Raw genomic sequence first — 22,033 nt, forward strand, 5'->3', positions numbered from 1 at the left:
GATCACCACGGACCGTTGACAACGGTGTCAGCGCGCGAGGACCGTTCTCGAAACCGCGGCTCAAGTGCTTGTGCTCAACGGCGAAGGACAAGTGACATGGTCTTGCGTTCCCTCATGCGGCTATCGGCCGCTTCCGTGCTGGCCGTGGCCGGCCTGATTCCCATTTCCGCTTCCGCGGCGACGCTGGTCGCCGATCCCGCGTCCGTCGTGAACCCCTTCATCGGCACGTCCAACGCCGCCGACGACTTTCCCGGCGCCGACGTGCCGTTCGGCATGGTGCAGTGGAGTCCCGACACGCCCAGCCGCCCGGACGGCGGCGGCTACGAATACAAGGATTCCTCGATCACCGGATTCAGTTTGACGCATTTGTCCGGTCCGGGCTGTGGTGCCGACGGTGACGTCCCCATTCTGCCGACGGTCGGCGCGGTCAACACCGGCGCGACGGACTCCTTTTCCCACGCGAACGAAACCGCCGACGCGGGGTACTACTCCGTGGGTCTCGACAACGGTGTCAAGACCGAGCTGACCGCCGCGCTGCGGTCCGGGTTCGGCCGGTTCACGTTCCCCTCGACGTCGCAGGCGAACCTGCTCTTCAAGCTCAACGGCAGCCAGAACGGGACGTCGAACCAGACGTGGACCGTGGTCAGCCCGACCGAGGTGTCCGGGTCGGTCACGTCCGGTCACTTCTGCGGCGCCGGGTTCACCTACACGCTCTACTTCGACCTGGTCTTCGACCGCCCGTTCAGCGCCAGCGGTACGGCCGCCGCGCCGGCCGTGACGCCCAAGGCGTCGACGGACAAGCTGCACGGCTCCGCGAAGGCCGCCGCGGCTCCGGCGGCCCCGGCCGCGGGCCCGGGCAGCGCGTACGTCCGGTTCGACACGACGACCAACCGGACCGTGCAGGCCAAGGTCGGCGTCTCGTACGTCTCGGTGGCCAACGCCGTCGCGAACCGGACCGGGGACATCCCCGCGTTCGACTTCAACGCGACCCACACGGCCGCGCACAACTCCTGGAACTCGATGCTCGGCCGGATCCAGGTCGCCGGCGGCACCACGGCGCAGCAGCGCGTCTTCTACACCGCGCTGTACCACTCGTTGCTGCACCCCAACGTCTTCTCCGACAGCAACGGCCAGTACATCGGCTTCGACAACCAGGTCCACACCGTCGCGAGTGGACATTCGGCGCAGTACGCGAACTTCTCCGGCTGGGACATCTACCGGACACAGGCGCAGCTGACCGCGTTGGTGGCACCGGCGCAGACGAGTGACATCGCGCAGTCGATGATCGCCGACTACGCGCAAGGCGGCGGGCTGCCCAAGTGGTCGCAGAACAACGGCGAGACGTACGTGATGGTCGGCGATCCGGGCACAGCGATCCTCGCGAGCTACTACGCCTTCGGCGCGAAGAACTTCGACACGTCGGCGGCGCTGCAGGCGATGCTGCACGAAGCGAGCGCGGCGAACAACGTCCGGCCCGGGCTGAACGCGCTCAACGCGCCGGGGTACCTGCCGGCGAACGGCACCTACCAGTGCTGCAACTTCTACGGCCCGGTCTCGACGCAGCTGGAGTACAACACGGCGGACTTCGCGCTCTCGGCGTTCGCCGGGGCGCTGGGGGACACCGCGAACCAAGCCGTCTACGCCGGCCGCGCGCAGAACTGGAAGAACACCTTCAACCCGGCCACCGGGTTCATGCAGCCCAAGGACGCGGGCGGCGGCTGGACCGCCGGCTTCAACCCGGCGAGCGGGTCGAACTTCGTCGAGGGCACGTCGTGGCAGTACACCGGCATGGTGCCGTTCAACGTCGCCGGGCTGGCCGCGGCGCGCGGCGGCAACGCGTCGCTGATCAGCTACCTCGACAGCGTGCTGGCCGGGTTCCACGGCAGCGGCGGCAGCCAGGCCGACCTGGGCAACGAGCCGAGCCTCGAACTGCCGTGGGAGTACGACTACGTCGGGCAGCCGTACAAGACGCAGAAGGTCGTGCGCCAGGTCCAGGACCAGATCTGGACCGACGCGCCGGGCGGGCTGGCCGGCAACGACGACCTGGGCGCGATGAGCGCGTGGTACGTCTTCTCCGCGCTGGGCTTCTACCCGATGACGCCGGGGACGCCCGACCTCGCGCTGGGCAGCCCGCTGTTCACCCAGTCGGTGGTCAGCCTGCCGAGCGGCAACACGCTGACGATCAACGCCCCGGCGGCGGCGGACAACGCGCCGTACGTCCAGAGCGCGACGTGGAACGGCGGCGCGTGGAACAACGCGTACGCGCCGACGTCGGCGATCACGTCGGGCGGCACGCTGGCCTTCACCCTCGGGACGTCGGCGAACACATCGTGGGCGGCGTCGAACCCGCCGCCGTCGTACTCGGGCACGCTGCCGCACATCGGCCCGGTGTCCTCGGGCGTCGCCGGCAAGTGCCTGGACGTCGCCACGAGCGGCACGGCGAACGGGACGCACGCGCAGCTGTACACGTGCAACTCGAGCGGCGCGCAGAAGTGGTTCTCCGGAGCGGACGGCTCCCTGCAGGCCCAGGGCGGCTGCCTGGACGTCAGCAACAGCGGCACGGCGAACGCCACGAAGGTCCAGCTGTGGCAGTGCAACGGCTCGGGCGCCCAGAAGTGGCAGGCCGGCACGGCGGGAGCGTTGGTGAACCCGCAGTCGGGCCGCTGCCTGGACGACCCGAACAGCACCACGGTGGACGGAACACAACTGCAGATCTACGACTGCAACCAGAGCGCGGCCCAGAGCTGGACCCGCGGCTGACCCTGGGCGCGGTCAAGGTCCGTGACGACCTGACGCTGGGGCCGATGACCACCTGTCATCGGCCCCAGCGTCAGGAACGTCCAGTCATCGTCGCCTTCTCCGCGAGCCACAGCCGATGCCGACCGCCAGCAGCATGCTCACCGCGGAAGCGACGCCCGAGGCGGCAAGCTCGCCCACGATCACTGCGGTGAACCCACCCAGGACGCACAACAACCCGCGCAGGTTCCGTGACCGTTCTCGTGAGCCGGCCGTCCACCGGACGAGTCCGAGCAGGTCCTCCCACGGGATCGGCCTGCGGTTTTCGCTTGATCTTCCCGGTTTCGTCATGTCCCCAGGAAGCCCTGGTCAGGGGCTGTTTCACAGGACTTCGAACGAGATCGGGCCGGACTCGAACAGGGCCGAACGGGGAGAACAGGATCGAACGGAGAGTAACGAACGGCGAGACCGAAACGACCGAGTCGGTTGTGGAAGTAGCCTCGTCGCCCCATCTCTTCGACGATCTTGCCCCGGGCCGGGCGACGACCGTCGTCGAGTTCGCCGGCTTGCTGCAGCAGGTCCGGTCGCGGTCGGGCAAGACTTACGACGAGGTCTGTCGTTGGGCCACCGAGCACGGCACCACCTTGGCCAAGTCGACGCTGTCGGACTTGCTCAAGGGACAGAGGCTGCCGCGGGACGGCCACATGGTCGCGATCCTGCTGGCGTGCGGTCTCGGGTCCGAGGCCCTGGAACCTTGGAAGCAAGCTCGCGCGCGCCTCGAAGCGCCGCCTCGCGAGCACGACCTGGTCATCGTGCGCAGCGACTTCGACGACTTCTCCCGTGATCTCCGCGATCGCCTCACCGAGGCCCGGCAGGAAGTTTCCGACCTGCGGCAGCGTGAGCAGGACCTCGCGGCGAGGCTGGCCCGGGAAGAGATCAAGTGCCGGCAGCTGGAAGCCGATCTCGAGCGCATGCGCGCGCTCCGCTCACCCGCAGGGGAAGAGAGTTCGCCGGGTGAGGCGCAACGGGAGAGTGAACTGCAGGCCCTGCACGAGCGCGAGCGCGAACACATCGAGAACATGCGGTCCGAGCTCGTCCTGATCAACCGGGCCCGACAGCGTGCCGAAGAACAGATGGAGCTGGTCGCGGCCGAGTCGACCGACTCCCAGCAGACGAGCCGAGTCGTCGATCTCCTGGAGCTGCACTTCGAACGCGCCGAGTACGAGCGGCGTCATCGCGAAGAGCTGGCCGGGCGCCTCGAGAACGCGCAGCTGCGCGTGTCCGAGCTCCAGCGCATTCTGGCGATGTACCAGGGCCCCGCACAGTCGGAACGGGAGGCCGCGCCGCCGGCGCCGCCGCCTCCGCCGCCGGTGTGCGACCTGCCGCACGTCGGTTCGAGCCGATGGTGGCATCGGCTCTTCGCCCGTTCGTCTTGAGACAGGGCGGCTTCGTGTCCGCTCAGCCCGCCGGGTAGGGCGGGAACTCCGGGGCGCGCCGCTCGTTCCAGCTGGCCAGCCCTTCGGCCAGCTCCGGGTGACTGAACGACTCCACCATCAACGCCGTCGCCTCGCGGGCCGACTCCGGCAGCGACAACGCCGCTTCCCGGGTGAACTGCCGCTTCATCACCGCCATCGACCGCGGGGCGCTGTACGTCGCCAGTTCCGTCGCGTACGCCCGGACCCGCAGCGTCAGCTCACCGGGCGGGACGACCTCCTGGACCAGGCCGTACTCCAGCGCCTGCTCGGCGGTGAACGTGCGGCCCGACAGCAGCAGGTCGCGGGCGCGGCCCTGGCCGACCAGCTCGGGGAGGAGCTTCGCGATGCCGTACTCGGCGATCAGGCCCCGGCGGGCGAACGCCGTCGTGAACTTGGCGCCCGCGGCCGCGAAGCGGACGTCCGCCGCGCACGCGATCACGAAGCCCAGGCCGGCGCAGCCGCCGTTGATCGCCGCCACCACCGGGACGCCCACCGTGGCCGCCGCGAGGACGTCGCGGAAGTTCTCGTGGCCGCCGCCGCCCGCCGGGGGCGCCGCGACGATGCCGTCCAGCAGGCCCAGGTCGGCGCCCGGGCAGAACGACTTTCCGGCGCCGGTGACGACGACCGCGCGGACCTCGGGGTCCGCGTCCGCCTCCCGCAGCGCCGCGCCGTAGCGGGACTGCATCGGGACGTCCATCGCGTTGCTGCGCTCGGGCTTGTCGAAGGTGACGGTGGCGACCGCGCCGTCCCGTCCGTACCGGACGCCGTCCACAATGGACTCGGGCATGGCCGCCTCCTCGGGGTCAGAGGCCGCCGAGCATAGCGCGGCCGCGAACCCCGCCGGGAGGCGAACGGCGGGGCGAGCCACCGTTCGCCTCCCAGCGGGGATCAGGCCAGCCAGCCGCGCTGCGCCGCGCGCATGCCCGCTTCGAACCGGCTCTTGGCGCTCAGCCGGTCCATCAGGTCGGCCATCATCCGGCGGACCGTCCGCAGGGACAGCCCGAGACGGCGGGCGGCCACCTCGTCGGTCATGCCTTGCGACAGCAAGGAGAGCAGGGTGCGCTCCTGGCCGGTCAGGCCTTCGTCGTCCCGGGTGCGGCCGGCGCCGAACGGCGACGCGCTGTACCAGAGCTGCTCGAAGTAGGCCCGCATCAGCGAGACGATGCCGGGCGTGGTGATCTGGATGGCGCCCTGGCGCGTGTTCTCCGCGTCGAGCGGGACCAGGGCGGTCTCGCGGTCGACCAGGAGCAGCCGGGCGGGCAGGGTCGGCTGGGTGCGGACCTCGCCACCGTGTTCGACGAGCCAGTCGACGTACTTCTGCGTGCGCGCGTCGTTGCGCGCGCTGTCCAGATAAACGGTCCGGATCGCCACGCCGCGGGACAACGCGGCTTGGTTGAGTGGCATTCCGGCATTGATGCTCGCCTCGGACTGGGCGCCGCCCGGCATGAAGGAAAGGCATTCCTTGCTGGCCCGGCTCGCCAATACCTCGATACGCCGCTGGATCTCGTCGATCCCGACCAATTCGTCCGGGCTCAGGGAGGGCGCGGCCTCCTGGAGGTCGGCGATCAAATCGGACACCGCCGCGTGGCTCTCGGCCAGTTCCAGCTGGCTGCGCTGCAGTTGTGCCTGTCGCATTTGCACCAGGGAAAGCAGGCCGAACTCGGGATCGACGGCCCGCAGGGCGTCGGGGTCTTCCCGGGAGGGCCGGACCAGTGCGAGATCGGCCAGGCGATCGAGTGTCGAACGTAGTTCCTCTTCGGGCAAACCTAGCGAAGTCACAAGATCGGCCACGCCCCAATCACGGTGCGCGACCATCGTCCGGTAGACCAATTCGCCGGTTGCATCCACCCCCAGTGGCTTCAGCATGAAAAGCAGCGACCCCCAGTCTGTTGCTTCCTGGCCAAGTACCCCCTCCCCGCCGGATCGTACACCGTGGTTAACACCCCGACCAGAGACGTACCCGGTGGTCGGAGGCCGTTCGGGTGGGCTCTGGCACCAAGGTGCGGAGGCATTTGGTGCCACCCCCGGACCCTTCCGGGAGGCCCGCCCGGCGAGCCAAGCTGTGTCCAGCGAAAGCCGAACAACACACTGGGGACAGCATCATGAACGTTCAAGAAAACGCACGGCCCGCCGAGACGCCCGACGGGTTCGACTGGGACACCATCAAGAACATCATCAGCGGGCTGGGCTTCGGCCGCCCCTAGTACGGAGACTGCCCGTGTACATGGCAAGCGTCACACTTGCCGCATCGGGCGAGGCCACCCACCGCGAGCTGGACCCGCACGTACTGGTGGACCTGCTCTGGGCCCTCGCCGAGCCGGGGCTGGGAATCGAACACATGCGTGTCGCCACCGGCCCGGGTCGCATAGAAGTCGTTTTCTTCTCCACCGCGCCGGACGCGCATTCGGTCGCGATCACCGGAATTCATCTCTGCGAAACCGCCGTGTCATCCGCGCCGCAATTGCGCGGCTGGATCGTCGTGCCGATCGCGGGGAATGAGGGGCCTGGTCAGCAATGAAGTATGTCCATCATCGTGCAGAAATGTCCATTTTAGGAGAAATGTACGAAGGTGTCCGGCAGGGCCGGGGACGGGTCGCGCTCATCGGCGGCCCGGTCGCCAGCGGGAAGACCAGCTTGCTCGGCAGGCTGGCCGACACGGCCCTGGAGTCCGGGGCCGTCGTCCTGCAGGCCATCGCGTCGGACTCCGAGCGGGACCTGCCGTTCGGCGTGCTCGGGCAGCTGGTGCAGAGCCCGGCCGTGCCGGCCGAGGCGGCCGACGAGTTCGCCGCGCTGCTCGAAGCCGGCGCAACCACCCTCGCGGGGGACCCGGGGGCGGCGCGGCAGCACCTCTCCCGGGCGGTGGCCGCCGCCCTGCTCAAGCTCTCCCGCACGGCGCCGGTGGTGCTGGTCGTCGACGACCTGCACCACGCCGACGCGGATTCGCTGCACTGCCTGCTCTTCCTGATGGTGCGGATCCGCTCCGCCCGGATCCTGGTCGCGCTGGGGGAGCGGACCAGCGACCGGTCGGTCGGCCCGGCGTTCGACGCCGAGCTGGTGCGGCTGCCGCACTGCCGCCGCATCCGGCTGACGACGCTGCCCGCGGACGGCGTGGTCGAGCTGGTCACCGGCGAGCTCGGCGCGGACGCCGCCCGGCTGCTCGCCCCCGCCTACCACGAGCTCACCGGCGGCAACCTGCTGCTGGTGCACGCCCTGTTCGAGGACCACCGGACGGCGGGCGGCCCGGCCGAGCCGTCGCCGGGGTTCGCCTTCCGCAACGCGGTCCTGAGCTGCCTGCGCAGCAGCGGCCCGCTCGCGCTGGACCTCGCCGCGGCGGTCGCCGTGCTGGCCGGCGCGGCCGACGCCGACCGGGCGGCCGACCTGGCCGGAGCCGGTGCGGACGAAGCGGTCCGGGTGCTCGGGGACCTCGAAGCCGCCGGGATCCTGGCCGGCGGCCGCTTCCGGCACCCGGCCGGCGCGGCCGCGGTGCTGGAGGCCATCGAACCGGGCCGGCGGGCCCGGCTGCGCCGCCGAGCCGCCCGGCTGCTGTACGAAGCGGGCGCCGAGAGCCGCAGCGTCGCGGAAATGCTCGTCGCCTCCGAAGACCTCGACGAGCCCTGGGTCGCCACCGTGCTCCGCAGCGCCGCGGAGCTCGCGCTGGCCGAGGACGACGTGGAAAAGGTCGTCCGCTACCTCGAACCGATGAGCCGGCTGGGTGACGACGCCCAGCGGGTCGCCGTCACCACCCTGCTCGCCGACGCCGAATGGCGGGTCTCCCCGGTCGCGGCCGAACGACGGATCCGTGCGCTGGCCGCCGACGTCGGCGGGGTCGCGAACGGCCCCGGGCCGCTGCGCCACCTGCTGTGGCACGGCGAAGCCGAGGAAGCTGTCGAGGGGTTCGGCAAGCAGATCGAGAACACCGGGATGTCGCTCGACGCCGAAGCCCTGTGCCTGGCCGTGGCGTGCACCCACCCGGCGCTCGCCGCCCGGTTGCCGGTGCCCGCCCGGGCCGCGGGCACCCGGCCGGTGCCCAGCGGCACGGTCGTCGACACGCAGTGGCGCGCCGCCCGGATCCTCAAGGCGGTCCTGCGGGGCCGCTACGGGGACAACGTCGTCGTCGCGGTCGAGCAGATCCTGCAGAGCACCCGGCTGGCCGACGCCACGGTCCAGCCGCTGACCTTCGCACTGCGCGCGTTGATGTACGCGGGCAGCACCGACCGGGCCCTGCCCTGGTGCGAACGGCTGCTGGAGGAGTCGGCCAAGCGCCGGGCCCCGGCCTGGCAGGCGGTGTTCAGCGCGCTGCGGGCGGAGATCGCCGTGCGGCAGGGCGGTCTCCCGGCCGCGCTGGAGCACGGCGCGAAGGCCCTCGCCCTGATCTCGGCGTCGAGCTGGGGTGTGGCGATCGGGTCGCCGCTGGCGAGCATGATCCGGGCGCGCACCGAGATGGGGGCGCACGAGGAGGCCGAAGCGCTGATCGCCCAGCCGGTGCCGGCCGCGATGATGCGGACGGTGCACGCGCTGCCCTACCTCTACGCCCGCGGCCGGCACCACCTGGCCACGGACCAGGTGTACGCGGCGCTGCGGGACTTCATGGCGGCGGGCGAGCTGATGACGGCGTGGGGCATCGACCTGCCGGCGCTGGTGCCGTGGCGGGCCGGCTGCGCCGAGGCCTACCAGCGGATCGGCGACCGGGCCAAGGCGGCCGAACTGGTGGACGCCCAGCTCAACCTGGTCAGCGAGAGCAACTCCGCCGCGCTCGGGGCGACGTTGCGGGTGCTGGCGAACACGCACGAGCTGGCCGACCGGCCGCCGATGCTCAAGAAGGCCGTCGACGAGATCCAGGCCGGCGGGGACCGGCTGGAGCTGGCGAAGGTGCTGGCGGACCTGGGGCGCACGCACCACGAGCTGAACGAGACCAGCCGCGCCCGGATGGTGGTCCGCCGGGCCTGGCACGTGGCGCAGGACTGCCGGGCCGACGCGGTGTGCCGGGAGCTGCAGCCGCACATGTCCGCCGAGGACCTCAAACCGGCGGGCGTACCCGGCGAAACGGACCGGCTCGCGCTGCTCACCTCGGCCGAGTACCGCACCGCCGCGCTGGCGCGGCACGGCTACACCAACCGCGAGATCGCCCGGAAGCTGTTCATCACGGTGTCCACCGTGGAGCAGCACCTGACCCGCACCTACCGGAAACTCAAGGTCGGCAACCGCGCCGACCTGCCCGCCGGGCTCGAGCCGACCGTCGCCGGTACGGCTTGACCGTGGCCCCCTCCCGGCCACGGTCGCCCCGATGCCCGGTCACGACTCCCCGGCGTGACCGGGCATTCCGGCGTTCGGCGCCCGGGTCAGCGAGCCGCGGTCTCCGCGTAGGTCTCCAGCTTGTCCGCGGCGGTCCGGGTGCCGCCGGCTTCGCGGACGCGGCGGCTCTCCGCGCGGAGGCGGGCCCGCAGCGCGTCGTCGGCGAGCACGGCTTCGACGGCCTCGCGCAGGCTCTCCGGGCTGACCTCGTCGCGGTCCAGGGCCCGGCCGAGGCCCAGCTCGGCGATCCGCCGGGCGACGACGTCCTGCTCGGGCATCTGCGGCACCGCGACCAGCGGCGTGCCGAAGTACAGCGACTCCATCGTGCTGCCCATCCCGGCGTGGCAGACGAACGCGGACGCGTGGCGCAGCACGGAAAGCTGCGGGACCCGGGCGTGCACCTCGACGTTCGGCGGCAGCTCGCCGAGCGCCGAGACCGGCACGCGGTCCCCGATCGCCATCACGACGTGCACCGGCCGGCCGGCGAAGGCGGCCACGCAGGCGCGGAAGAACTCGGGGCGCAGGTTGTGCGCCGTGCCGAGCGAGACGTAGACGATGGGCAGGCCGGTCTCCGGCGGCGTCCAGTCGCCCTGGAACCCGCGTTCGGACAGGCACGGCCCGACGAAGCCGAAGCGCTCGTCGAAGGTGTCGCCGGCGTACTGGAACTCGCGGGTCAGGAAGACCAGCCGCGGCTCGTCCGGCTCGCCGCGCGTGATGTCTTCGGGGGTGACGTCCGCGAACCCGTTGCGGGACAGGAACTCGGTGAACTCGGCGTGGAACGCGGCGGTGGCCGGGTGCTCGGCGGCGACGCCGGCGATGCGCTCGGCCTCCTCGGCCACGGAGTACTCGGTGTTGGCGGCGAAGGTCGGGAACAGCTCCAGCGTCGGCCGGTCCCAGCGGCGCCCGAGCATCCGGGCGAGCGGGTACATCGTGACGTCGTAGGCGATGACGTCCGGCAGGTCGCCGTCGAAGTGCGCCAGCAGCGCCGGGGCCAGCTGCGCGCTCTCCCGCAGCAGGATCAGCGGCAGCCAGGCGACGTCGTCGGCGGTGACCTCCTTGCCGGGGTGGGCCGAGGCGAGCGTGGTGTCGACGACGAGGACGTCCGCGCCGGCGGCCCGCAGCGCGGGGGCGAACTCGGCGGTGGCGGCGTAGGTGACCCGGTGGCCGCGGCCGACGAGCTCGGCCACGACCGCGATGGTGGGGTTGACGTGCCCGTGGGCGGGGATGGTGACGAACGCGAAATGGCGGGACATGGTCTGCTTCCTTTTCGGAGGTTTCGTCCGGATCACCGGCGGGCGGGGCGAGGTGGGTCAGGCGGTGACGGCGCCGGCGGTGTCGCTCTTCTTCTTGTCGCCGATCAGGCCGGTGCGCTGGCCGTAGACCTGGCCGAAGATCTGCAGGCCGATGAAGAGCACGGCGTACTGCGCGCCACCCAGGCCCGGGACCAGGTCGACCGGCAGGGTGTAGGCCATGACCCCGCGGACGACGGCGTCGAGCACGAGCGCGATGCCCCAGGCGGCGGTGACCACGCGCATGCCGTGGCGGAAGCTCTCGGACGTGGCGAAGCGGTGGGTCCAGGTGTCCTCCGGCGTCTTCGCCTTGGCGTCGGCGATCGGCCGCGCGGCCTCGTAGACGAACGGGCGGTTCGTGCGGAGCGTGCCGAGCAGCCACAGGCCGGCGACGGCGGTCAGCCAGCCGTCCTTGGCCAGCAGGAACCGCTCGCTGCCGGTGAGGAAGGATGCGGCGACGCTCAGCAGCAGGATCGTCAGGGTGAACAGCGCGAGGCCGCCGACCTTGCGGGTCCGCACGACCTGCCAGATCACGTGGACCAGGGGCGCGGCCCCGCCGGCGAGCAGGGCGAGCAGCTGGTCGACGCCGGCGGCGCGCAGGCCGTAGTAGAGGGCGATCGGGGCGACGAGGTCGACGACCAGGTTGGTCACGATCGCGCCGGCGGCGCCGGTCTTCGGGGCGGTGGTGGTCATCGGGTTCTCCCAGGTCGTCGGTGGTGTGTTTCCAACGTAGAAGGGAGTGGATCTCGTCAGAACCCCTCTTCTACCCCGACCGGGGTGGAGTTTTCTTTATGCGGGCAGGGGTGGTATCCGTCTCCGCCCGGCCACGCTCCGTGAGTCAGACTGACCGGGTGGGCTCGCCCGGAGGAGGAACCGACATGAGTGACACGGCGGTCGCCGTCGGCGCACCCGTGGCCACCCGGCTGCGGCGCGCGCCGCGGGACCTCGCGCGCGGCGCCGCGCTCGGCCTGCTCAGCCTGGGCGAAGCGGCGCTCGCGATCGGCACCCTGCTGTCGCTGGTGCTGTGGTTCGGGCTCGGGATGTTCCCGCTGTTCCTGCTGATCACGGTGCTGATCCGGCGGATCGCGAACACCGCGCGCGAGCTGGCCGGGCGCTGGTCCGGGGTGCCGGTGGCGGTGCCGTACCGGCCGCGGCCGCGGCTCGAACGCACCGAGCACGGCTGGTACTGGAGCGGGAAGGACTACCACAAGCGCCGCTGGTTCGCGGCGGTGTCGCTGCGGGTCCGCTGGATCTGGGGCGACCCGGCGACCTGGCGCGACCTGGCCTGGCTGCTGGCCGACCCGGTGGTCGGCGGCGCGCTCGCGGCGTTCCCGGTGCTGCTGGTGCTGACCGGGCTGACCGGGGTGCTGCTGGCGGTGGGGCAGGCGGCCGGGGTCGTCGGCGAGCTTTCGTGGCTGGGTGGCACGGAGGTACCGCTGCAGATCGCCGTCGGGCTCGCGTGCGTCGCGGCCGGGGCCGCCTTCGCCGGCCCGCTGCTGCGGCTGCACGGCGACTGGACGTCGCTGCTGCTCAAGCCGGGACGGCGGGGGAAGCTCAACGACCGCGTCCGGCAGCTGACCCGCACCCGCGCGGACGCGCTGGCCACGCAGGCCGCCGAGCTGCGCCGGATCGAGCGCGACCTGCACGACGGCGCCCAGGCGCGGCTGGTCGCGATGCGGATGAAGCTGGCCGCGCTGTCGCAGTTCATCGACCGCGACCCGGACCGGGCCAAGGAGCTGGTGCTCGAGCTGCGGGACTCCTCGAGCAAGGCCCTGCAGGAGCTGCGGGACCTGGTGCACGGCATCCACCCGCCGGTGCTCGCCGAGCGCGGGCTGCGGGACGCGCTGCGGGCGTTCGTGCTCGACCTGCCGCTGGACGCGAACGTCGACATCGAGCTGCCCGGCCGGTTCGAGCCGGCGGTGGAGGCGGCGGTCTACTTCAGCGTGTGCGAGGCGCTGGCCAACGTCGTCAAGCACGCGCAGACCCGGGACGTCACCGTGCGGCTGCGGTTCGACGACGGGCTGCTGGCCGGCGCGGTGGTGGACGAAGGCCGCGGCGGGGCCGATCTCGCCGCCGGGTCCGGGTTGCGCGGGATCGCCCAAAGGCTGGAAGCGTTCGACGGTAGTCTGGGCGTCGTCAGCCGGCCCGGCGGACCGACCCGCGTGAGTTTGGAGATCCCGTGCGCGTTGTGCTCGCCGAAGACCTCGCTCTCCTGAGGGACGGCTTGACACTGCTGCTGCAGTCGCACGGTTTCGACATCGTCGCGGCGGTGGAAACCGGGCCCGAACTGCTGAAGGCGCTGCTGGAGCACCGCCCCGACGTCGCCGTGGTCGACGTCCGGCTGCCGCCGAGCTTCACCGACGAAGGCCTGCAGGCCGCGCTGGCCGCGCGCAAGCAGGTGCCCGGGCTGCCCGTGCTCGTGTTGTCCCAGCACGTGGAACAGTTGTACGCCAACGAACTCCTGCAGGACGGCGCCGGCGGCGTCGGCTACCTGCTGAAGGACCGCGTCGGCGACGCCGAGGAGTTCGTCGAGGCGGTGCGGCGGGTCGCGGCCGGCGGCACGGCGATGGACGCGACGGTGATCGCGAAGCTGCTGGCGCGCCAAGCACGCAACGAGCCCTTCGAGACGCTCAGCCCGCGCGAGCGCGAGGTGCTGGAGATGATGGCCGAGGGCCGGTCCAACGCCGGCATCGCGCAGAGCCTCAACTTCAGCGACGGCACGGTCGGCAAGCACATCTCGAACATCTTCACCAAGCTGAACCTGCCACCGTCCAATGACGACAACCGGCGGGTGCTCGCGGTGCTGACCTACCTCAACCGCGGCAAGGCCATCTGACCCACCTTCCCCCCGGGGCTCAACGCCCTGAAGGGCACCCTCAGGGACCGGAAGTCCCTGAGGGTGCCCTTCAGGGCGTTTTCCCTTGTCCCGCCGGGTGACGTGCAGGGTACCTAGGGGCCCCGTTAGGGGTTTCTGGCCCGCTCCGGGCTCAGTAGCGTTTTGCCTGCTCACGACGAACGTCGGGCGTTCGCGCGCCGCGTGACGGGCTTCGTCGCGGCTGCTTCTGCCCGTCCGCGATCTGTGGAGGACTCGCCTTGTCCAAGCTTGAGTTCGGCATCGCGATCGTCGGCATGGCCTGCCGGCTGCCCGCCGCGCCCGGGCCGGGGGCGTACTGGGACCTGCTGCGCCGTGGCCGGCACGCCATCACCGAAACCCCGCCCGAACGCTGGCAAGGGCCGGACGACGCGCCCGGCACCGGGTACGGCGCTTTCCTCGACGACGTCGAGGGCTTCGACGCCGCCTTCTTCGGTGTCTCCCCGCGCGAAGCCGCGGTGATGGACCCGCAGCAGCGGCTGATGCTGGAGCTGAGCTGGGAGGCCCTGGAGGACGCCGGCCTGCCGCCGGCCCGCCTCGACGGCGACAACGCGGGTGTGTTCTTCGGGGCCATCTGGGACGACTACGCGCACCTGCTCACCGAACACGGCGTCAGCACCCAGCACTCGCTGACCGGCGGGCACCGCGGCGTCATCGCCAACCGCGTCTCCTACACCCTCGGGCTGCGCGGGCCGAGCCTGGTCGTCGACTGTGGACAGTCGTCGTCGCTGGTCGCGGTGCACCTGGCCTGCGAAAGCCTGCGCCGCGGCGAATCCGCGGTGGCACTCGCGGGCGGGGTCAACCTGAACCTGATCGCCGCCAGCGCGGTCGGCGCGTCCCGCTTCGGCGGGCTGTCGCCGGACGGCCGCTGCTTCACCTTCGACGCCCGCGCCAACGGCTACGTGCGCGGCGAAGGCGGCGGTCTGGTCGTGCTGCGCCCGCTCGCCGACGCCCTCGCCGACGGCGACCGCGTCTACGGCGTCATCCGCGGCACGGCCGTGAACAACGGCGGCACCGCGGAAACCCTGACCACGCCGAGTGAATCCGCGCAGCGCGAGGTGCTGCGGCTGGCGCACGAACGGGCCGGCACCGAGCCGGGCGACGTCGAGTACGTCGAGCTGCACGGCACCGGCACACGCGTCGGCGACCCGATCGAGGCCGCCGCGCTCGGCGCGGTCATCGGCGCGGCCCGCACGGACGGCGCCCCGCTGCTCGTCGGGTCGGCCAAGACCAACGTCGGCCACCTGGAAGGCGCCGCCGGCATCACCGGGCTGTTGAAGGCGGTGCTGTGCCTGTGGCACGGCGAGATCGCGCCGAGCCTCAACTTCACCGAGCCCAACCCGGACATCCTCCTTGACACCCTGAACCTGCGCGTGCCGACCGAAGCGACGCCGTGGACCGGGCCGAACCGGCTGGCCGGCGTCAGCTCGTTCGGCATGGGCGGCACCAACTGCCACGTCGTGCTCGCCGCGGCTCCGGCTCCGGCACACCGGACGAGCGGCGGCGACCCGCTGCCGCTCGTGCTGTCCGCCCGGTCGCCGGAAGCGCTGGCCGCGCAGGCGAAATCGCTGTGGGACCGGCTGGCCGCACACGACCCGGTCGACGTCGGGTACTCCCTGGCGACGACGCGCGCGTCCCTCGACCACCGCGCCGTGGTCGTGCCGGACGGCGACCTCGCAGGGGCGCTCGACGTCCTCGCCGCCGGGGGTTCGTCGCGGTCGGTGGTCCGCGGGACCACGCGGGACGCGCGTCCGGTCGCCTTCCTGTTCTCCGGTCAGGGCAGCCAGCGAACCGGTGCGGGACAGGGGCTCTACGCGACCCAGCCGGTCTTCGCGGCCGCGCTCGACGACGTCTGCGCGCGCTTCGACGTGCCGCTGCTCGACGTACTGTTCGAGCCTACGGGACTGCTCGACCAGACCCAGTACACCCAGCCGGCGTTGTTCGCCCTCGAAGTCGCGCTGTTCCGGTTGCTGGAGAGCTTCGGCGTCCGACCTTCTGTCCTTTTGGGACATTCGATCGGTGAGCTGGCCGCCGCCCACGTCTCCGGGGTGCTTTCGCTCGACGACGCGGCCGAGCTGGTAGCGGCGCGCGGCCGGCTGATGCAGGCGTTGCCGAGTGGCGGCGCGATGCTCGCGATCCAAGCGACCGAAGCCGAAATCACCCCGCGGCTGTCCGGCGCGGTGAGCATCGCGGCGGTGAACGGTCCCGAGTCGATCGTCGTTTCCGGTGACGAGGAAGCGGTTCTGACTCTCGCCGCGCGGTTCGAAGGCCGCAAGACCAAGCGACTGACCGTCAGCCACGCGTTCCACTCACCGCACATGGACGCCATGCTCGACGACTTCCGCGCCGTCGCCGAAAGGATGACCTACCGAGAGCCGCGGATTCCGATCGTCTCCACCCTCACCGGCCGTCTCGCCACCGCCGAGGAACTCGCCGACCCGGGTTACTGGACGCGCCACGTGCGCGAGGCCGTCCGTTTCGCCGACGCTGTAAGCGCTGTCGGTGACGCCGTGTTCGTCGAGCTGGGCCCGGACGGCGTGCTGTGCGCGATGGCCCGCGAGTGCGTCTCCGGCACCTTCGCCGCCGCGTTGCGCCGGGACCGCGACGAGACGTTCACCCTCCACAATGTCCTGGCACAGCTGCACGTCCACGGTGCCGACGTCGACTGGATCGCGGTCTACGGCGACCGCGGCAACCGCGTCGACCTGCCGACCTACCCGTTCCAGCGCAGCCGGCACTGGTTCGACGGCCCCGCGCGCACCCCTGCACCGGTAGAGCGGTCGTGGGCGCAGCGCGTCGCGGACCTGCCTGCCGCCGAGCGCGATCGCCGCCTCGGCGACGTCGTCCGCGCGGGGGTCGCGGTGGTGCTCGACTACGCCGGCGCGTCCGACGTCGACCCGGAACGGACGTTCAAGGAACTGGGCATCGACTCGCTCACCGCGGTCGAGCTGCGCGACCACCTCGGCCAGGTGACCGGGCTCCGGCTCGGCAGCGGCGTGCTGTTCGACCACCCGACGCCGGCGGCGCTCGCCCGGCACCTGGAAGCCGAGCTGTCCGACGCTCCGGAAGCCGCCGCGGAGACCGTGGCCGCGAGCGACGAGCCGATCGCCATCGTGGCGATGAGCTGCCGTTACCCCGGCGGCGTCCGGACCCCCGAAGACCTGTGGCGGCTGGTCGCCGAGGGCGTCGACGCGATCGGCGGCTTCCCGGCCGACCGCGGCTGGGACCTCGACGGGCTCTACGACCCGGACCCGGAACACGCCGGCACGACCTACGCCCGCGGCGGCGGGTTCCTCGACGGCGTCGCGGACTTCGATCCGGCGTTCTTCGGCATTTCGCCGCGGGAAGCCGTCGCGATGGACCCGCAGCAGCGGGTCCTGCTGGAGCTGACCTGGGAAGCGCTCGAACGCGGCGGTCTCGACCCGGCCGGGCTGCGCGGCACGCCGACCGGGGTCTTCGTCGGCGCCATGGCGACCGACTACGGCCCGCGGCTGCACGAAGCGGCCGGCGGCGCCGACGGCTACCTGCTCACCGGCACCACCGGCAGCGTCGTCTCCGGCCGGCTGGCCTACACGTTCGGCCTCGAAGGACCCGCGGTCACCGTCGACACGGCCTGTTCGTCGTCGCTGGTCGCCCTGCACTGGGCGGCGCAGGCCCTGCGCGGCGGTGAGTGCTCGCTGGCCCTGGCCGCCGGGGTCGCCGTGATGTCGCAGCCCGGCATGTTCATCGAGTTTTCCCGCCAGCGCGGGCTGTCCGCCGACGGCCGCTGCAAGGCGTTCTCCGCCGCGGCGGACGGCACCGGCTGGGCCGAGGGCGCCGGAGTCCTGGTGCTGGAACGGCTTTCCGACGCCCAGCGCCACGGCCACCAGGTCCTGGCCGTGCTGCGTGGTTCGGCGGTCAACTCCGACGGCGCGTCCAACGGTCTCACCGCACCCAACGGCCCCTCGCAGCAACGCGTCATCCGCCGCGCGCTCGCCGCCGCCGGACTGGCTGCTTCGGACGTCGACGCCGTCGAAGCGCACGGCACCGGGACCACCCTGGGTGACCCGATCGAGGCCGACGCGCTGATCGCGACCTACGGCCGGGACCGCGAGACGCCGCTGTGGCTGGGGTCGCTGAAGTCCAACATCGGGCACACGCAGGCGGCCGCGGGTATCGGCGGCGTGATCAAGATGGTCCAGGCCCTGCGCCACGGCGTCCTCCCGCGCACGCTGCACGCGGACGAGCCGACCCCGCACGTCGACTGGTCCGCCGGCACCGTCGCCCTGCTCACCGAGACGCGGCCGTGGCCGGAGACCGACCGGCCGCGCCGGGCCGCGGTGTCGTCCTTCGGCGTCAGCGGCACCAACGCCCACGCCGTCCTCGAACAGGCCCCCGCGACCGACGCGCCGGAGAGCGCTTCCGGCCCGGCGCCGGTCGTGCTGTCCGCGCGAACCGAGGGCGAACTGCGAGACCAGGTGAAGAACCTCCTGGACTACCTGACGGACGCGACGGTGTCCGATGTGGACATCGCGCACACCCTGACGTCGACGCGGGCACGGTTCCCGCAGCGCGCCGTGCTGCTCGGCACCGATCTCCGGGACCAGCTGCGCACCTTGGCCGACGGCGGCAGCTCGCCCGACGTCGTCACGGGTTCGGTGCGCGGTTCCGGGCGAACGGCGTTCGTCTTCCCGGGCCAGGGCTCGCAGTGGGCCGGGATGGCGGTCGAGCTGGCCGGGTCGTCGCCCGAGTTCGCGACGCGGCTCGAAGAGTGCGCGGACGCGCTGGCGTCCCATGTGGACTGGTCGCTGCTCGACGTCGTGCACTGTGCCGAGGGTGCGCCGGGCTTCGACCGGGTGGACGTGGTCCAGCCGGTGTTGTGGGCGGTGATGGTTTCGCTGGCCGCGCTGTGGCGCGCGCACGGTGTCGAGCCGTCGGCTGTGGTCGGTCACTCGCAAGGAGAGATCGCGGCAGCGGTCGTCGCGGGCGCACTGTCCCTTGAGGACGGCGCGCTGGTCGTCGCGTTGCGCAGCAAGGCGATCCTCGCCCTGGCCGGACGCGGTGGGATGGTCTCGATCCCGTTGCCGCACGACGAAGTGGCCGCGCTGATCGACGACCGGATCTCGGTCGCGGCGGTCAACGGCCCACGGTCCACCGTGGTCTCGGGGGACGCCGACGCGCTCGACGAACTGGTGAACCGCTGCGAGGACCGGGAAATCCGCGCGAAGCGGATCCCGGTGGACTACGCGTCCCACTCGGCGCACGTGGCCTCCCTGGAGACCGAACTCCTGGACGTCCTGGCCCCGATCCGGCCGCGCGCCGCGGAGGTGCCGTTCTACTCGACCGTCACCGGCGAACCGCTCGACACGACGGTGATGGACGCCCGGTACTGGTACGAGAACCTCCGCAACACGGTCCGGTTCGAAGCGGTCGTGCGCCTGCTCGCCGAGCGGGGCCACTCGGTGTTCGTCGAGTGCAGCCCGCACCCCGTCCTCACCATCGGCGTCCAGGACACCGTGGACGAACTGGGCGCGGACGCCGTCGCCGTCGGCAGCCTGCGACGCGACGACGGCGGCCCGGCCCGGTTCCTCACCGCGCTGGCGCAGGCCCACGTCTGCGGCGCCACCCCGGACTGGAGCACGGTCCTGCCCGGCGGCCGCGTCCTCGAAGACCTGCCGACGTATCCCTTCCAGCGGCAGCGGTTCTGGCTCGAAGCCGCGGCCGGCGCGGGCGAACTGTCCTCGGCCGGCCTCGGCGCGGCCGGGCACCCGCTGCTCGGCGCCGCCGTCCGGCTCGCCGGCACCGGCGGCCTGCTCTACACCGGGCGGCCGGCCCGGCGGACCCACCCCTGGCTGGCCGACCACGCGGTGTTCGACACCGTGCTGCTGCCCGGCACCGCGTTCGTCGAGCTGGCACTGCGCGCGGCCGAGGACACCGGCTGCGACACGCTCGAAGAGCTGACCCTGGAGGGCCCGCTGCTCCTGCCGGAGTGCGGCGCGGTCACCGTCCAGGTCGCGGTCGCCCCGGCCGACGAAGACGGCCGCCACGCGATCACCTTCCACTCTCGCCAGGACGACCAAGGCGACTGGACCCGGCACGCGACCGGCGTGCTCGGCACGGCGTCGGCGGTCGGGACCGCGCTGACCGCGTGGCCGCCGGCGGCCGAGCCGATCGACGTCGACGCGCTCTACCAGGACCTCGCCGACGCCGGGTTCGGGTACGGCCCGGTGTTCCAGGGCCTGCGCGCGGCCTGGCGCTCCGGCCGGGACGTCTACGCCGAGGTGGTCCTGCCGACCGAGGACGCCGCCCGGTTCGGGCTGCACCCGGCCCTGCTCGACGCCGCACTCCACGCCGCCGGCCACGACGTCCTGATCGGCGCCGACGGCACGAGCAGCATCCCGTTCTCCTGGCGCGGCGTCACGCTGCACCGCACCGGCGCGACCGCGGTGCGCGTCCGGCTGACCGTGGGGGAGGGGGAACTCGCGCTCGCCGTGGCCGATGAGACCGGCGCCCCGGTGGCCACAGTGGACTCGCTGCTGCTGCGGCCGCTGACGCGAACCCTCACCGGCGCCGCACCCGACTCACTGTTCCGGGTGGACTGGACCGAACTCGAACCGTCCGAAGCGGACTCCACTGTCCTTTGGTGTGACGATCTCGAAGAAGCACCGGAAGGCTTCGTCGTCGTCCGGGTCGCACCGGAGCCGGACGAGCTGGCCGAACGCGCCCACGCGGCCGCCGCCCGCGCGCTGGACCTGGCCCGGCGGTGGACGTCCGACGAGCGCTTCGCGGCGGCCAAGCTGGTCCTGCTGACCTCGGGCGCCCGCGCGGACGACGCGGCGAGTGCCGCGGTCTGGGGCCTGATCCGCGCGGCCCAGTCCGAGCACCCCGGCCGGTTCGTCCTCGCCGACGTCGCCCCGGGCGAGGAAGACCTCCTGCCGCGGGCGCTCGCCTCGGGGGAGCCGCAACTCGCCGTGCAGGACGGTACGACGTACGTGCCGCGGCTGCGCCGGGTCAAGCCCGCCGAGGGCGACTTGCCGGTGTTCGACGGCACGGTTCTCGTCACCGGCGGCACCGGCACCCTCGGCGCGCTGCTCGCCGAGCACCTGATCACCGGGCACGGCGTCCGCAAGCTGGTCCTGACCAGCCGGAAGGGCCTGGACGCACCGGGTGCGCCGGAGCTGGCCGGACGGCTGCGCGCACTCGGCGCCGACGTCACGATCGCCGCCTGCGACGCCGCCGACCGCACGGCTCTGGCGAGCCTGCTCGACGGGCTGCCCGACCTCACCGGCGTGGTCCACGCGGCCGGGGTGCTCGACGACGGCGTCCTCGCCTCGCTGACCCCTGAGCGCCTGGCCGCCGTCCTGCGGCCGAAGGTCGACGCGGCCGTCCACCTGGACGAGCTGACCGCCGACCGGCCGCTCACGGCGTTCGTGCTGTTCTCCTCGGTGGCCGCGACACTCGGCACCGCCGGGCAGGGCAACTACGCCGCCGCTAACGCGTTCCTGGACGCACTCGCCGCACGCCGCCGCACCCAGGGACGGCCCGGCACCGCGCTGGCCTGGGGTTTCTGGGCCGAGCGCAGCGGCATGACCGGGCACCTCGCCGCCACCGACCTGAGCCGCATGACCCGGTCCGGCGTGGGCGCGCTCCCCAGCGCCGAGGGCCTCGCGCTGTTCGACGTCGCACTGCGCCAGGCCGACGCCGCGCTCGTCCCGGCCCGGCTGGACCTGGCCACGCTCCGGGCCCGCGCCGGTGGGGACGTCCCGCCGCTGCTGCGGGAGCTGATCCGGACCCGCTCCCGCCGGGCCGACGAGCCGGCGAGCACCGCGTCGCTGGCCGGCCGCTTGGCGGCGGCACCCGACGCGGACCGGCCGCAACTGGCGCTGGACGCCGTGCTGGCCGAGACCGCGACCGTGCTCGGCTTCGCCTCGGCCGCGACGATCGACGGCGACCAGGCGTTCAAGGAGATCGGCTTCGACTCGCTGACCGCGGTCGAACTGCGCAACCGGCTCACCGCGGCCCTCGGCCTGCGCCTGCCGGTGACGCTGATCTTCGACCACCCGACACCGCGCGCGCTGGCCGGCTACGTGCTGACCGAGCTGGCACCGGCCGCACCGGCGGTGTCGGACCTGCCGGTCCTGGCGCAGCTGGACCACCTGCGCGGCGCACTGTCCACGGTGGACTCCGGCGACCCGGACCGCGTGCGGATCACCGCGCGGCTGCGGGCCCTGCTGGCCGAATGGACCGACGACGAGCACCCGGCGGACGACGTCGAGATCGACACCGCCGACGACGATGCGATGTTCGCGCTGATCGACAGCGAACTCGGGACTGTGTGAGGAATGGGCGACATGCCGACGGGCTGGGGTGAGCTGAATGTCCACTGAGGA

Annotated in this window: 11 protein-coding genes; 7 read left to right on the forward strand and 4 right to left on the reverse strand. The window is 72.3% G+C overall.

Annotation, left to right across the window (positions count from 1 at the left end):
* Window positions 1–96: 96 nt before the first annotated feature.
* Both MUY22_RS27840 and MUY22_RS27845 read left to right on the forward strand, forming a co-directional pair.
* Window positions 97–2,760, forward strand: coding sequence for a lectin (locus MUY22_RS27840; protein WP_247049322.1), 2,664 nt, complete (start codon window positions 97–99; stop codon window positions 2,758–2,760).
* 464 nt (window positions 2,761–3,224) lie between these two features.
* Entirely contained in the window at window positions 3,225–4,172 is a 948-nt protein-coding gene (locus MUY22_RS27845) for a hypothetical protein (RefSeq protein WP_247049324.1), read from the forward strand.
* A gap of 22 nt (window positions 4,173–4,194) precedes the next feature.
* On the opposite strand, the gene MUY22_RS27850 is transcribed toward MUY22_RS27845, so the two are convergent.
* Complete coding sequence (locus MUY22_RS27850; protein ID WP_247049326.1) at window positions 4,195–4,998, reverse strand: enoyl-CoA hydratase-related protein; 804 nt, start codon at window positions 4,996–4,998, stop codon at window positions 4,195–4,197.
* Between the two features lie 101 nt (window positions 4,999–5,099).
* Entirely contained in the window at window positions 5,100–6,077 is a 978-nt protein-coding gene (locus MUY22_RS27855; protein WP_247049328.1) for a LuxR C-terminal-related transcriptional regulator, read from the reverse strand.
* 352 nt (window positions 6,078–6,429) lie between these two features.
* Between MUY22_RS27855 and MUY22_RS27860 the strand changes: the two genes are divergently transcribed.
* Window positions 6,430–6,729 (forward strand): hypothetical protein, encoded by a 300-nt coding sequence (locus tag MUY22_RS27860; protein ID WP_247049330.1) that lies wholly within the window; start codon window positions 6,430–6,432, stop codon window positions 6,727–6,729.
* A gap of 23 nt (window positions 6,730–6,752) precedes the next feature.
* Window positions 6,753–9,464 (forward strand): LuxR family transcriptional regulator, encoded by a 2,712-nt coding sequence (locus tag MUY22_RS27865; protein ID WP_256474688.1) that lies wholly within the window; start codon window positions 6,753–6,755, stop codon window positions 9,462–9,464.
* 86 nt (window positions 9,465–9,550) lie between these two features.
* Here the strand turns inward: MUY22_RS27865 and MUY22_RS27870 are convergent, their stop codons facing one another.
* Window positions 9,551–10,756 (reverse strand): macrolide family glycosyltransferase, encoded by a 1,206-nt coding sequence (locus MUY22_RS27870; protein ID WP_247049333.1) that lies wholly within the window; start codon window positions 10,754–10,756, stop codon window positions 9,551–9,553.
* Window positions 10,757–10,813: 57 nt separating this feature from the next.
* Window positions 10,814–11,485, reverse strand: a complete 672-nt coding sequence (locus tag MUY22_RS27875) for a VC0807 family protein (protein ID WP_247049335.1) — start codon at window positions 11,483–11,485, stop codon at window positions 10,814–10,816.
* A gap of 185 nt (window positions 11,486–11,670) precedes the next feature.
* On the opposite strand from MUY22_RS27875, the gene MUY22_RS27880 reads away from it, so the two are divergent.
* The 3 genes from MUY22_RS27880 to MUY22_RS27890 all read left to right on the forward strand — a co-directional run bounded on the left by MUY22_RS27880 (window position 11,671) and on the right by MUY22_RS27890 (window position 21,982).
* Window positions 11,671–13,008 (forward strand): sensor histidine kinase, encoded by a 1,338-nt coding sequence (locus tag MUY22_RS27880; RefSeq protein ID WP_247049337.1) that lies wholly within the window; start codon window positions 11,671–11,673, stop codon window positions 13,006–13,008.
* Window positions 12,972–13,628: a response regulator transcription factor gene (locus MUY22_RS27885; RefSeq protein ID WP_247049339.1), complete on the forward strand. Its 657-nt coding sequence runs from the start codon at window positions 12,972–12,974 to the stop codon at window positions 13,626–13,628. Before MUY22_RS27880 ends, MUY22_RS27885 begins: the two co-directional genes overlap by 37 nt.
* Window positions 13,629–13,921: 293 nt before the next feature.
* Window positions 13,922–21,982 carry a type I polyketide synthase gene (locus MUY22_RS27890; protein WP_247064167.1) on the forward strand — a complete coding sequence of 2,687 codons (8,061 nt, stop codon included), beginning with the start codon at window positions 13,922–13,924 and terminating at the stop codon, window positions 21,980–21,982.
* The last annotated feature ends 51 nt before the right edge of the window (window positions 21,983–22,033 follow it).

Origin of the sequence: Amycolatopsis sp. WQ 127309, assembly GCF_023023025.1 — a bacterium.
In the GTDB taxonomy this organism is placed as follows: Bacteria; Actinomycetota; Actinomycetes; order Mycobacteriales; family Pseudonocardiaceae; genus Amycolatopsis.